Source organism: Streptomyces sp. CA-243310 (genome assembly GCF_050936775.1).
GTDB lineage: Bacteria > Actinomycetota > Actinomycetes > Streptomycetales > Streptomycetaceae > Streptomyces.
The window spans coordinates 3,257,808-3,270,644 of record NZ_JBNJMF010000002.1 but is presented as its reverse complement, the minus strand read 5'-3'; the positions used below and the strand labels follow the sequence as shown (position 1 = coordinate 3,270,644).

Sequence of the window (12,837 nt, the reverse complement as noted above, 5' to 3'; positions counted from 1 at the left end):
TCCCGACCCGCCGGTCGACCGCCCTACGCCGTCGGCGGATCCGCGGGGTGCGGGGCCATCGGCAGCAGCGAGGCCAGCCGCGCCTCGCACAGCGCCACGAGCGCCCCGTACCCCTCCTTGCCCATCAGCTCCGTCAGCTCGGGGCGGTACGACACGTACACCGGGTCACCGGCCCCGTGCGCGGACGTGGCCGACGTGCACCACCAGTGCAGGTCGTGGCCGCCCGGACCCCAGCCGCGCCGGTCGTACTCGCCGATCGTGACCTGGAGGACCCGCGTGTCGTCGGGCCGGTCGATCCAGTCGTACGTCCGACGGATCGGCAACTGCCAGCACACGTCGGGCTTGGTCTCCAACGGCTCGCGCTTCTCGCGCAGCGCCAGGATGTGCAGCGAGCAACCGGCGCCCGCGGCGAAGCCGGGCCGGTTCTGGAAGATGCACGAACCCTCCCAGCGGCGGGTCTGCCGCTCGCCGTCCTCGTCCTTCTGCACCCAGCCGGACTCGGTGCCCACGTCGTGGAACTGCCACAGCTCCGGTGTGAGCCGGGCGACGTTCTCCGCGACGCGCTTCTCGTCGTCCTCGTCGGAGAAGTGCGCCCCGAGGGTGCAGCAGCCGTCGTCCGCCCGGCCGGCCTGGATGCCCTGGCAGCCGCTGCCGAAGATGCAGGTCCAGCGCGAGGTCAGCCAGGTCAGGTCGCAGCGGAAGATCTGTTCGTCGTCGGCGGGGTCCGGGAACTCCACCCAGGCCCGGGGAAAGTCGAGGCCCTTCTCGTCACCGGAGACCACGGGGGACTCGCCGCCCTTGGCCTTCTTCGACTTGGGGCGGGACTTGTTGGCCTTCTTCGTATTTGGCACAAACCCAAGCCTAAGGGCCCCTTGCTCCACCCCCACGCGACCGGACCAGTAGCGTTTCCCCGTATGAGACTCGGTGTCCTTGACGTGGGTTCGAACACGATCCATCTGCTGGTGGTCGACGCGCACCCCGGTGCGCGCCCGCTGCCCGCGCACTCGCACAAGGTGGAACTGCGGCTGGCGGAACTCCTCGACGAGCACGGTGCGGTCACCCCGGAGGGGATAGAGCGCCTCGTGTCGGTCCTCGGCGACGCCGTGCAGGCCGCCGAGGACAAGGGCTGCGAGGACCTGCTGCCCTTCGCGACGAGCGCCGTGCGCGAGGCCACGAACGCCGACGAGGTCCTGGCCCGGGTGAAGGCCGAGACCGGCCTCGACCTGCCCATCCTCAGCGGCGAGGACGAGGCGCGGCTGACGTTCCTCGCCGCCCGGCGCTGGTTCGGCTGGTCGGCGGGCAAGCTGCTGGTCCTCGACATCGGCGGCGGCTCGCTGGAGATCGCGTTCGGCATCGACGAGGAACCCGACGCCGCCGTGTCCCTCCCGCTGGGCGCCGGTCGCCTCACCTCGGCGTGGCTCCCGGGCGACCCCGCCGACCCGGCCGACGTGAAGGCCCTGCGCCGGCACGCGCGGGCCCAGATCGCCCGCTCGGTCGGTGTGTTCAGCCGTTTCGGAGCGCCGGACCACGTGGTGGCGACGTCCAAGACGTTCCGACAGCTGGCCCGCATCGCGGGCGCGGCCCGCTCGGCCGACGGTCTGTACGTCCAGCGTGACCTGACCCGCAAGTCACTGGAGGAGTGGGTCCCGCGCCTGGCGGCGATGACCACCGCGCAGCGCTCCACCCTCCCGGGCGTGTCCGAGGGCCGCGCCGGGCAGCTCTTGGCGGGGGCCCTGGTCGCGGAGGGCACCATGGACCTCCTCGGCGTCGAGGAGTTGGAGATCTGCCCCTGGGCGCTGCGGGAGGGCGTCATCCTCCGCCGCCTGGACCACCTCCCGTCCTGACCCGGGCCCGTCGCCCTTCCGACCGGGCCCGTCCGGCCTCGCCCCTCGTACCGGCCCGAGCCCGCGCGCGGCCCCGTCGGGCCGGGTCCACGGGCGCTGCGAACCGGCGGATCCACCCACCCTGCCCGGCGGGGGCACCGGCATCGGTAACCTGTCCCCGTGGCAGAACCCCGCCCCCAGACCCCGAGACCAAGGCCCAAGGTCGCCCTTTCCACCGCCTCCGTCTACCCGGAGTCCACGGCGACCGCCTTCGAGATCGCCGCGCGCCTCGGCTACGACGGCGTCGAGGTCATGGTCTGGACGGACCCGGTCAGCCAGGACATCGACGCCCTGCGCCGCCTCTCCGACCACCACGGGGTCCCGGTCCTCGCGATCCACGCCCCCTGCCTCCTGATCACCCAGCGCGTCTGGTCGACCGACCCCTGGACGAAGCTGCGGCGCGCCCAGTCGGCGGCCGAGCGGCTGGGCGCGGGCACCGTCGTCGTGCACCCGCCGTTCCGCTGGCAGCGCGCGTACTCCCGCGACTTCGTCTCCGGCATCTGGCGCATGGCGGACGAGACCGACGTCCGGTTCGCCGTCGAGAACATGTACCCCTGGCGCTACCGCGACCGCGAGATGCTCGCGTACGCGCCCGAGTGGGACGTCACCAAGGACGACTACCGGCACTTCACGGTGGACCTCTCGCACACCGCGACCGCACGCACCGACGCGAACGCGATGATCGACCGGATGGGCGACCGGCTCGCCCACATCCACCTCGCCGACGGCAACGGCTCCGCGAAGGACGAGCACCTCGTCCCCGGTCGCGGCACCCAGCCCTGCGCCGAACTGCTGCGCGGCCTGGCCCGTACCTCCTTCGACGGGCACGTCGTCATCGAGGTCAACACCCGGCGCGCCATGTCCTCGGCGGAACGCGAGGCCGACCTCGCCGAGGCCCTGGCCTTCACGCGGCAGCACCTCGCGGCCGCGACCAGCGACAGTCCGGCCCGCCGGCCATGACGGAACCGGTCAGGAAGCCCCGCCGCGGCCCCGGCCGTCCCCGCCAGGACGAGGCCGACGACGGCCCCGGCACGCAGGAGCGGATCCGGCTCGCGGCCCGTTCGGAGTTCGCGGCGCGCGGCTACGACAAGACCTCCGTACGCGGGATCGCGAAGGCGGCCGGCGTGGATCCGGCGCTGGTGCACCACTACTTCGGCAGCAAGGACGACCTGTTCGCCGCCGCCATCGAGGTCAGCATGGAGCCGGCCCTGGTCGTCCCGCAGATCGTCGGTTCCGGCCCGGACGGCATCGGCGAGCGCCTGGCCCGCTACTTCCTGGGCATCTGGGAGAACCCGGCCACCCGCGCCCCCCTGCTCGCCGTGATCCGCTCCGCCCTCACCCACGAGGCCGCCGCCGCGGTGCTGCGTCGGCTGATCCTGCGCCGGGTCCTGGAGCGGGTCGCGGCCGACCTCGACGTGCCCGACCCCACCTTCCGCGCCGAGCTGGCGGCCTCGCACATGATCGGCATCGCGATCCTGCGGTACGTGGTCCAGATCGAGCCCCTCGCGTCCGCGGACCCGGAGGAGATCATCGCCCTCGTGGCCCCGACCCTCCAGCGCTACCTCACCGAGCAGTGAGGTCACCGAGCAGTGAGGTCACCGGCCAGTGACCGAAAGCTGAGCCGGTCGTCCCGACATGCGGACACCGTGTCCGCATCGCGGGCGAGAGGCGTAGCCTCGTAAACAGCCATATCCACAGTCGCGGCAGGCCTCTCCGGCGCCGCCGCACTCATGGGGAGTGAACCCGATGCCCGAGCTGAGGTCCCGCACCGTCACCCACGGCCGCAACATGGCAGGCGCACGTGCGCTGATGCGCGCCTCGGGCGTAGCGAGCGCGGACATCGGAAAGCCGATCATCGCGGTGGCCAACTCCTTCACCGAGTTCGTCCCCGGACACACCCACCTGGCGCCGGTCGGCCGGATCGTCTCCGACGCCATCCGCGAGGCGGGCGCGATCCCGCGCGAGTTCAACACCATCGCGGTCGACGACGGCATCGCCATGGGGCACGGCGGCATGCTGTACTCCCTGCCCTCCCGCGACCTGATCGCGGACAGCGTCGAGTACATGGTCGAGGCGCACTGCGCCGACGCCCTGATCTGCATCTCCAACTGCGACAAGATCACCCCCGGCATGCTGATGGCCGCCATGCGCCTCAACATCCCGGTCGTCTTCGTCTCCGGCGGTCCGATGGAGGCCGGGCAGGCCATCCTCGTCGACGGCACCGTCCGCAAGCTCGACCTGATCGACGCCATGGTCGACGCCGCCAACGAGAACGTCTCGGACGAGGACGTGCTGCGGATCGAGGAGAACGCCTGTCCGACCTGCGGCTCCTGTTCGGGCATGTTCACCGCCAACTCGATGAACTGCCTCGCGGAGGCCATCGGTCTGGCCCTCCCGGGCAACGGCTCGGTCCTCGCCACGCACACCGCCCGCCGCGCCCTGTACGAGGACGCCGGCCGCACGGTCGTGGAGATCACCAAGCGCTACTACGAGGACGGCGACGAGTCCGTCCTGCCGCGCAACATCGCCACCCGCGAGGCCTTCGAGAACGCCATGGCGCTCGACATCGCGATGGGCGGCTCCACCAACACGATCCTGCACCTGCTGGCCGCGGCGCAGGAGGCGGGCCTGGAGTACGACCTCACCGACATCGACGCCGTCTCCCGCCGCGTCCCCTGCCTGTCCAAGGTCGCGCCGAACGTGGCGCCCGGCGGCACGTACTACATGGAGGACATCCACCGGGCCGGCGGCATCCCCGCCATCCTCGGCGAGCTCCACCGCGGCGGCCTCCTCAACAAGGACGTCACCTCCGTGCACTCCGACAACCTGGAGGACTGGCTCGCGCAGTGGGACGCCCGCTCCGGCACGGCGTCCGACATCGCCATGGAGCTGTGGCACGCGGCCCCCGGCTGCAAGCGCTCCGCGACCGCCTTCTCCCAGTCCGAGCGCTGGGACACCCTCGACCTCGACGCCGAGGGCGGCTGCATCCGCTCGGTGCAACACGCGTACTCCAAGGACGGCGGCCTCGCCGTCCTGCGCGGCAACATCGCGGTCGACGGCTGCGTCGTGAAGACGGCCGGCGTGGACGAGTCGATCTGGACCTTCGAGGGCCCGGCCGTGGTCTGCGAGTCGCAGGACGAGGCCGTCGACAAGATCCTCCGCAAGGAGATCAAGGAGGGCGACGTCGTCGTCATCCGCTACGAGGGCCCGCGCGGCGGCCCCGGCATGCAGGAGATGCTGTACCCGACGTCCTTCCTCAAGGGCCGCGGCCTCGGCAAGGCCTGCGCCCTCGTCACGGACGGCCGTTTCTCCGGCGGCACCTCGGGCCTGTCCATCGGCCACGCCTCCCCGGAGGCGGCCTCGGGCGGCACCATCGCCCTCGTCGAGGACGGCGACCGCATCCGCATCGACATCCCGAACCGCTCGATCGAGCTGCTGGTCGCCGACGAGGAACTGGCCGCCCGCCGCGAGGCCCTCGGCGGCGTCTACGCCCCGAAGAACCGCGAACGCAAGGTCTCCGCGGCCCTGCGCGCCTACGCCGCCATGGCCACCAGCGCCGACAAGGGCGCGGTCCGCGACGTCTCGCTCCTGGGCTGAGCCCGCCGAGTCCTCCCGAACCCCGCCGGTCGTGTCACCAGCCAGCGGGGTTCGCCGCGTCCACGGCGAAGACGGTCCCGTCGGGCGCGGACGCGTACACCCGCCCGTCGCGGACGACCGGGGCGGGCAGGGTGGAGCTGACGGCCGTCCGCCCCGTGGCCAGACGGGTCCTGGTCTGACCGACGAGCCGACCGGTCGCCGCGTCGACTGCCAGCAGGCGGCCGTCCGACACACTGAGGTACACGTGTCCGTCCGCGAACACGGGGCTCGACGCGCTTGCCGCACCGGTTTCCAGGCGCCACAGTTCCTTGTCCGCGCCGACCGCCGCGACCGTGCCCTGTGTGCCGAAGGCGTAGGTCGTGCCGTTCACCCCCACCGTCGCCTGGGCGTCGTACAGGGGAGCCGAGAGGCGGCCCCGGTGCACCGAGTGCGTCGTCAGACCGATCCTCACGATTCCCACCGCGTGGGCGCTCGCGTCGTTGTCGAGCAGGAAGAGCGCGTCGGTCGCCGTCCCGAAAGGACGAAGCCCACCGTCGGTCCGTACCTGCCAGCGCGCGGCGCCGGTGGACGCGTCCACCTCCGAGACCTCCGTCGACCGGCCGCTGCCGTCGGGCGTCGACCGGAAGAAGGAGGGCGCACCGTTCTGCCCGGTTCCACCCCACCAGCCGGATCCCGCGACTCCGGATCTGGTCCAGCGTTGGGCACCGTCGGCCGCGTCGAGGGCGCGGACGCTTCCGTCCGCCGAGGTCAGGAGGACGTGCGGGCCCGCCGTCACCACCTGCGTGCCGGCCGACAGCCCGCGCTGCCAGCGCTCGGCGCCGGTCTTCGGGTCCAGCGCCCGGAGCCGTTCGCCCCCGTCCGCCACGACGACGACCACCCCACCGGCCTCCCGGGGGACCGGCGGGGTCGCGCCCGGCCGAGCGCCACTCGCGGGCGCGGGGACGGACCATGCCACCGCGCCGTTCGTGACGTCCAGGCGGGCGGCGGTGAGGTGGCGTCCGGCGCAGTAGAGCGCCGCACCCACCGCTGAGCAGGACACAGTGTGGCCGCCGAGGGACACCGACCAAGGGGTCACGGGTGCCGGTACCGCGGCTCCGTCTTCCGGCGGCGCGGACGCGTTCCGTACGGGCGTCCGCGCGTCGGCCGCGAGCCACAGCCCGCCCCCGACCGCGCCGACGGCGAGGAGCGCGGCGGCCACCCACGCCGTCAGGACCCGCCCGCGCGGACGCCGCGCGGGTCGCCGGACGACAGCCGGCGCGGCGCGGCGGTGCGTGTTCTCCTCGTCCGGCGACGGGTCGCGCTGCCGCGGTATGCGCGGCTGCGCGGCGAACGACTGGGTGTCCTCGGAGGTCGGGCTCGTCAGCGCCCGGATCTCGGCGATCAACGTGTGGGCCGTCGGCCGTTCCTCCGGTTCCTTTGCCAGGCACCGGGCCACGATCGGGACCAGCAGGTCCGGCAGCCCCGTCAGGTCGGGCTCGCTGTGCACGACCTGGTACGCCACGAGGTAGTGGCTGTCGGAGTCGAACGGGCCGTGCCCCGTTGCCGCGTACACCAGCACCGCGCCGAGCGCGAAGACATCGGCGGCCGTCCCCACTTCCCGTGGCCGCTGGAACTGCTCCGGCGCCATGAACGGCGGGGTCCCGATCAACTTGCCGGTTTCGGTGCGCAGGTCGCTGTCGGCCGGCCGCGATATCCCGAAGTCGATGACCCGGACCCCGTCCGGGGCCATCAACACGTTGCTCGGCTTCAGATCCCGGTGCACCACCCCGGCGCGGTGGATGTCCCTGAGCGCCTCCGCCAGTCCGGCGGCGAGCCGGGTCAGCTCGATGGAGTCCAGGACGCGCTCGCGTACTCGTTCGGACAGGGTCGGCGCGTCGACGAACAGGGTGGCCATCCAAGGCCGTTCGGCGTTCGGATCGGCGTCCACGACAGGGGCGGTGAACGCCCCGCTCACCCGCCGCGCGGCCGCGACCTCCTGCCGGAAACGGGCCCGGAACTCCGGATCCACCGCATGCTGGGCGTGCACCACCTTGACGGCGAGTTTCAGCCCCGAACTGGAGGCGGCCAGGTGGACGACCCCCATACCGCCGGAGCCGAGCACGGATTCGAGCCGGTACTGCCCGGCATACTCCGGAAACCCGGCGTAGTCCGCGCGCCGCGAATGCACCGCTCACCACCCCCGCCGGAGCCTAGCCCATGGCCCGTGCGATTCTCCAAGGTCCTGCTAGCCTGCGCGCGTTGCGCTGGGCAACACCCATGGGGGGAGCTTTCACATGTCCATTGAGAATGATTCAAGCCACGTCACGAGCGTCACGGCGAGCGGTGGTCTGCCGATGTACCAGGTCGCTCCCGGCTACCGGGTCAACGTCCGCAGCGGCCCCGGGACCGGCTACGCGATCATCGACACCCTCCCGCTCGGGGCGAGCGTGTCCATCCGCTGCCAGTGCCCCGGCACCACGGTTTCGGGTCCGTACGGGACGACCGGCCTCTGGGACTGCATCGGCAACGGCCGCTTCGTGTCGGACGCCTACGTGAAGACCGGCAGCGACGGGTACGTCGCCAGCCGCTGCGACTGACCCGCATGAGCCCGCCCGGACCGACCCGCCCGGGCGGGCCCCGCCCCGCCCGTCTGCCACGTGAGACACACCCGGCCCGGTCCGCCCGTCGGGGGATAATCGCCGGTGTGAGCGACAACGACCAGCGAGACCAGAGCCGGCCCACCCCGTCCGCCGCCCCCGCGGCGCCCGGCCCCGAGCCCGAGCCGATCAAGTTCTTCGGCACCACCTGGGTCGAGCACGACGGTGGCTACGCCCTGCGCCGCGTCGGCATGGCCGCCGGCTCGCTCGTCACCGCCGTCGCCGCCGCGTTCCTGCTGCGCATGGCCTACGAGGGGCTGCAGATCGGCGACGTCGGTCCGTTCCTCAGCATCTCCGTCGTCGTCCTCTTCGCCATCGCCAGTTCCATCGCGTTCGCCAAGACCTGGGAGTCCTTCGGGACCCGCCCCCGCCCCTCGTCCGACGAGGGCGCGCTCAAGGGCCTGAAGGCGATCGGTTTCATCGGCTCCCTCATCGCGTACTTCCTGCGCTGCCTCGTCGAGGCGCCCGGCGAGAAGTTGCGCCGCGCCGAGTACGAGCGCGCGAAGGTCGAGTTCGCCCGGCGCCGCGGTGCGCGTACCGGCAACCCGGCCGCCCGCCGCCCCAAGCGCAAGCGGTAACCACCGGGTCCGGGGGTCCGGACCCGGACCCCGCACCCGTCCGCCCGGTTGACGCCCCGGCACAGCCGGGAGCATTATTCATCACATGATGAATAACTCGCCGGACGGAGCCCCGGCCGCCGTCCACGCCCGCGGCCTCACCGTCCGCCGCGGCGCCGGACGCCACCCCCGCACCGTCCTCGACGCCCTCGCCTTCGACGTCCCCCGCGGCCGGATCACCGGCCTCCTCGGCCCCTCCGGCTGCGGCAAGTCCACCCTCATGCGCGCCGTCGTCGGCACCCAGGCCCACGTCACCGGCACCCTCGACGTCCTCGGCCACCGGGCCGGCCACCCCGAACTGCGCTCCCGCATCGGCTACGTCACCCAGGCGCCCTCGGTCTACGACGACCTCACCGTCCGGCAGAACCTCGCCTACTTCGCCGCCGTCCTCGACCCCGGCCGCGCCGCAGCCGACCGCCGCGCCGCAGCCGTCACCCGAGCCATCACCGACGTGGACCTCACCGGCCGCGCGGGCGCCCTCGCCGGCAACCTCTCCGGCGGCCAGCGCAGCCGCGTCTCCCTCGCCGTCGCCCTGCTCGGCACCCCCGAGCTGCTGGTCCTCGACGAACCGACCGTCGGCCTCGACCCCGTCCTGCGACGCGACCTGTGGAACCTCTTCCACGACCTCACCACCGAGCGCGGCGCCACGATCCTCGTCTCCTCACACGTCATGGACGAGGCCGAACGGTGCCACGACCTCCTCCTCATGCGCGAGGGCCGCATCCTCGCCCAGGACACCCCCGACACCCTGCGGGACCGCACCGGATCCGCCACCGTCGAGGAGGGCTTCCTCCGCCTCGTCGACGACGCCGACACCCTCGCCCGGCAGACCCAGGAGCAGCACTCGTGAACACGGCCCGCACCCTCGCCACCGCCGCGCGCGTCCAGCGCCAGCTCCGCCACGACCCGCGCTCGATCGCCCTGATGCTGCTGGTCCCCGTCCTGATGCTGACCCTGCTCCGCTACGTCTTCGACGGAAGCGCCCGTACCTTCGACAGCGTCGGGGCCTCCCTCCTCGGGATCTTCCCCCTCATCACCATGTTCCTGGTGACCTCCATCGCCACCCTGCGCGAGCGCACCTCCGGCACCCTGGAACGCCTCCTCGCGATGCCGCTGGGCAAGGGCGACCTCATCGCCGGCTACGCCCTCGCGTTCGGCGCCGTGGCCGTCGTCCAATCCGTCCTCGCCACCGGCCTCGCCCTGTGGGCCCTCGGCCTCGACGTCGTCGGCTCCCCGTGGCTGCTCCTGCTCGTCGCCCTCCTCGACGCCCTCCTCGGCACGGCGCTCGGCCTCTTCGTCTCCGCCTTCGCCGCCTCCGAGTTCCAGGCCGTGCAGTTCATGCCGGCGGTGATCTTCCCCCAGCTCCTGCTCTGCGGACTCTTCGCACCCCGCGACACCATGCAGCCGGTCCTCGAAGGGCTCTCCGACGTCCTGCCCATGTCCTACGCCGTGGACGGCATGACCCAGGTCCTCACCCACACGGACATGACCGCCGACTTCCTCCGCGACGCCCTCGTCGTCGCCGGGTGCGCCCTGCTCGTCCTCGTCCTCGGCGCGGCCACCCTGCGCCGCCGCACCCCCTGACCGCACTCCGGACACCCCCTCGCCCCCTCGCCCCCGGGTGCAAGGATGAGGAGGTGGAGGCGGCACGCCTCCACGCACGCATCGTTCGGCGAGGTGAATCGGGCATGACCCAGACAGTCGCAGTCCTCGGTACCGGCAAGATCGGCGAGGCCCTGCTCAGCGGGATGATCCGCGGCGGATGGCCCGCCGCGAAGCTCCTCGTCACCGCCCGCCGCCCCGAGCGTGCCGAGGAACTGCGCACCCGTTACGGGGTCGAGGCCGTCACCAACGCCGAGGCCGCCAAGCGCGCCGACACCCTGATCCTCACGGTCAAGCCGCAGGACATGGGCAAGCTCCTCGAAGAACTCGCCCCCCACGTCCCCACCGACCGCCTGATCATCAGCGGCGCCGCCGGCATCCCCACCTCCTTCTTCGAGGAGCGGCTCGCCCCGGGCACGCCGGTCGTCCGCGTCATGACGAACACGCCCGCCCTCGTGGACGAGGCCATGTCCGTCATCTCCGCCGGCAGCCACGCCACCGCCGCGCACCTCCTGCACACCGAGGAGATCTTCGGCGGCGTCGGCAAGACCCTGCGCGTCCCCGAGTCGCAGCAGGACGCCGCGACCGCCCTCTCCGGCTCGGGTCCCGCCTACTTCTACTTCCTCGTCGAGGCGATGACCGACGCCGGCATCCTCCTCGGCCTGCCCCGCGCCCAGGCCCACGACCTCATCGTCCAGGCCGCCATCGGCGCCGCCGTGATGCTCCGCGACAGCGGCGAGCACCCGGTCAAGCTCCGCGAGGCGGTGACCTCCCCGGCCGGCACGACCATCAACGCCATCGTCGAGCTGGAGAAGCACGGCGTACGGGCGGCCCTCATCGCAGCCCTCGAAGCGGCCCGCGACCGCAGCCGCGAGCTCGCCTCCGGCAACAGCTGACAGGCCTCGGCGGTACGGGTCCCCCGCGCGGGGGACCCGTACCGCCGAGCCCCTTCAGGGCTCCAACAGCCCGATCGCCCGGTACGCCCGGTCCACCACGGGCCGCGCCAGGCCGCGCGCCCGCTCGGCCCCGGCCCGCAGGACCTTCTCCACCCCGCCGGGGTCGGCCGCCAGCTCGGCGTGCCGCTCCCGCACCGGCCGCAGCGTCTCCACCACCGCCTCAGCGACGTCCCGCTTCAACGCCCCGTAGCCCTGGTACCCGTCGGCCAGGGCCGCGGGCTCGCCGCCCGTGCAGGCGGCGAGGATGTCGAGCAGATTGGCGACCCCGGGCCGGTTCTCCCGGTCCAGGACCACGTCGCCGTCCCCGCTGTCGGTGACGGCCCGCATCACCTTCCTCGTCACCACCGCGGGTTCGTCGAGCATGAACACCACCCCGGGCCCGGCGTCCCCGGACTTCCCCATCTTGGAGGTCGGTTCCTGGAGGTCCATGACCCGAGCCGCCACGACCGGGTGCGTGGCCTCGGGCACCGCGAAGGTGTGTCCGTACCGCTGGTTGAACCGCACCGCGAGGTCCCGCGTCAGTTCCACGTGCTGCCGCTGGTCCTCACCGACCGGCACCCGGTCCGTCCCGTACGCGAGGATGTCGGCCGCCATCAGCACGGGATAGGTGAGCAACGACAGCCGCACCCCTTCCCCGGCGTCCCGCGCCCGCGTCGCCTTCTCGCGGTACTGGACCATCCGCCGCAGTTCCCCGTCGGTCGCGGTGCACTCCAGCAGGTACGCCAGCCGGGTGTGCTCGTCCACGTGGCTCTGTACGAAGAGCGTGCACCTCGCCGGTTCCAGGCCGGAGGCCAGCAGCAGGGTCGCGGCCTGCCTGCTGAGCCGGCGGACCCGCGCCGGATCGTGTTCCACGGTCAGCGCGTGCAGGTCCACCACGCAGAACAGGGCCTCGTCGGGTTCCTGGTCGGCGGCGACCCACTGCCGCACGGCGCCCAGGTAGTTGCCCAGCGTCAGATGCCCGGTGGGCTTGACCCCGCTGAAGATCCTCGTCATGTCCCGTCTCCCTGCTGTGTGGCTGTCATGTCGGTGCCACCGCGTCGGGCGACCGAGCCACTCCCGGGAGGGGAGAAACAGAAACGGCCGCCGAGGCGGCGGCCGTGAGCGCATGCGTGCTCGCGTGGATGGTCGGCCGCCGTCAGGCGGCCCACCAGCACAGGTTGAGCGTGTGCGCATGCGTGGTCATGGGAGCCAGGCTAGCCGTCCGGGTGACGCCTGTCCCAGAGTTGACACACCTTGACCCGGTCCGTAAGGTTCTTCGAGTTGTCCGAAGTGAGCGCCGACCCCGGTCGGTCCCCGGACAGCCATCCCGCATCACACACATTCGAACGAACGACGCACTTTGTCGTCCCGTTTTCATGCGTATATGCGAATGAGGAATCCGCGTCCCAGGACGCAGTCGCCGATTAGGTTCGGGGACAGGGAATCCGCTACTGTCTCACTCGCCGCAAGGGCCCAACAGCCCAAGCAGCGAACCCCGCTGACTGGGAGTCAGGGCCGAAAGGTTCTGATAGAGTCGGAATCGCCGGAAAGGGAAAACGCGAAAGCG

The 12,837-nt window shown here is 72.3% G+C and carries 12 protein-coding genes; 9 read left to right on the top strand and 3 right to left on the bottom strand.

Features of this window, described 5'->3' with window-relative positions:
• Positions 1-23: 23 nt before the first annotated feature.
• Positions 24-851 carry a hypothetical protein gene (locus ACQEVM_RS32225; protein WP_433084856.1) on the bottom strand — a complete coding sequence of 276 codons (828 nt, stop codon included), beginning with the start codon at positions 849-851 and terminating at the stop codon, positions 24-26.
• 63 nt (positions 852-914) lie between these two features.
• Between ACQEVM_RS32225 and ACQEVM_RS32220 the strand changes: the two genes are divergently transcribed.
• From ACQEVM_RS32220 to ilvD, 4 genes are all read left to right on the top strand, one after another.
• On the top strand, positions 915-1,844 hold the full coding sequence (locus ACQEVM_RS32220) for a Ppx/GppA family phosphatase (RefSeq protein WP_433084854.1): 930 nt from the start codon (positions 915-917) through the stop codon (positions 1,842-1,844).
• Positions 1,845-2,003: 159 nt separating this feature from the next.
• The gene (locus ACQEVM_RS32215; protein WP_351761987.1) at positions 2,004-2,843 is read left to right on the top strand and encodes a sugar phosphate isomerase/epimerase family protein; all 840 of its coding nucleotides are present in this window, start codon (positions 2,004-2,006) and stop codon (positions 2,841-2,843) included.
• Positions 2,840-3,460: a TetR family transcriptional regulator gene (locus ACQEVM_RS32210; RefSeq protein ID WP_433084851.1), complete on the top strand. Its 621-nt coding sequence runs from the start codon at positions 2,840-2,842 to the stop codon at positions 3,458-3,460. Before ACQEVM_RS32215 ends, ACQEVM_RS32210 begins: the two co-directional genes overlap by 4 nt.
• Before the next feature lie 169 nt (positions 3,461-3,629).
• On the top strand, positions 3,630-5,480 hold the full coding sequence (gene ilvD / locus ACQEVM_RS32205) for a dihydroxy-acid dehydratase (protein WP_433084849.1): 1,851 nt from the start codon (positions 3,630-3,632) through the stop codon (positions 5,478-5,480).
• A gap of 34 nt (positions 5,481-5,514) precedes the next feature.
• Here the strand turns inward: ilvD and ACQEVM_RS32200 are convergent, their stop codons facing one another.
• The gene (locus tag ACQEVM_RS32200) at positions 5,515-7,647 is read right to left on the bottom strand and encodes a protein kinase domain-containing protein (RefSeq protein ID WP_433084847.1); all 2,133 of its coding nucleotides are present in this window, start codon (positions 7,645-7,647) and stop codon (positions 5,515-5,517) included.
• Between the two features lie 166 nt (positions 7,648-7,813).
• Here ACQEVM_RS32200 and ACQEVM_RS32195 point away from each other — a divergent pair, with 166 nt between their 5' ends.
• From ACQEVM_RS32195 to proC, 5 genes are all read left to right on the top strand, one after another.
• The gene (locus tag ACQEVM_RS32195; RefSeq protein ID WP_234350031.1) at positions 7,814-8,056 is read left to right on the top strand and encodes an SH3 domain-containing protein; all 243 of its coding nucleotides are present in this window, start codon (positions 7,814-7,816) and stop codon (positions 8,054-8,056) included.
• A gap of 107 nt (positions 8,057-8,163) precedes the next feature.
• The gene (locus tag ACQEVM_RS32190) at positions 8,164-8,694 is read left to right on the top strand and encodes a hypothetical protein (protein WP_433084845.1); all 531 of its coding nucleotides are present in this window, start codon (positions 8,164-8,166) and stop codon (positions 8,692-8,694) included.
• An 85-nt stretch (positions 8,695-8,779) separates the two neighbouring features.
• Positions 8,780-9,583: an ABC transporter ATP-binding protein gene (locus tag ACQEVM_RS32185; RefSeq protein WP_433084843.1), complete on the top strand. Its 804-nt coding sequence runs from the start codon at positions 8,780-8,782 to the stop codon at positions 9,581-9,583.
• Positions 9,580-10,317 (top strand): ABC transporter permease, encoded by a 738-nt coding sequence (locus ACQEVM_RS32180; protein ID WP_433084840.1) that lies wholly within the window; start codon positions 9,580-9,582, stop codon positions 10,315-10,317. The genes ACQEVM_RS32185 and ACQEVM_RS32180 overlap by 4 nt, the downstream gene beginning before the upstream one ends.
• Before the next feature lie 104 nt (positions 10,318-10,421).
• Positions 10,422-11,231 (top strand): pyrroline-5-carboxylate reductase, encoded by an 810-nt coding sequence (gene proC, locus ACQEVM_RS32175; protein WP_053677118.1) that lies wholly within the window; start codon positions 10,422-10,424, stop codon positions 11,229-11,231.
• 54 nt (positions 11,232-11,285) lie between these two features.
• On the opposite strand, the gene trpS is transcribed toward proC, so the two are convergent.
• The gene (gene trpS, locus ACQEVM_RS32170; protein WP_433084838.1) at positions 11,286-12,284 is read right to left on the bottom strand and encodes a tryptophan--tRNA ligase; all 999 of its coding nucleotides are present in this window, start codon (positions 12,282-12,284) and stop codon (positions 11,286-11,288) included.
• Positions 12,285-12,837: the final 553 nt, after the last annotated feature.

Coding starts and splice junctions, on each gene's coding strand:
- ACQEVM_RS32185 (WP_433084843.1), top strand. CDS start 8,780: ATGATGAATAACTCGCCGGACGGAGCCCCGGCCGCCGTCCACGCCCGC.
- ACQEVM_RS32220 (WP_433084854.1), top strand. CDS start 915: ATGAGACTCGGTGTCCTTGACGTGGGTTCGAACACGATCCATCTGCTG.
- ilvD (WP_433084849.1), top strand. CDS start 3,630: ATGCCCGAGCTGAGGTCCCGCACCGTCACCCACGGCCGCAACATGGCA.
- proC (WP_053677118.1), top strand. CDS start 10,422: ATGACCCAGACAGTCGCAGTCCTCGGTACCGGCAAGATCGGCGAGGCC.
- ACQEVM_RS32210 (WP_433084851.1), top strand. CDS start 2,840: ATGACGGAACCGGTCAGGAAGCCCCGCCGCGGCCCCGGCCGTCCCCGC.
- ACQEVM_RS32195 (WP_234350031.1), top strand. CDS start 7,814: ATGTACCAGGTCGCTCCCGGCTACCGGGTCAACGTCCGCAGCGGCCCC.
- trpS (WP_433084838.1), bottom strand. CDS start 12,284: ATGACGAGGATCTTCAGCGGGGTCAAGCCCACCGGGCATCTGACGCTG.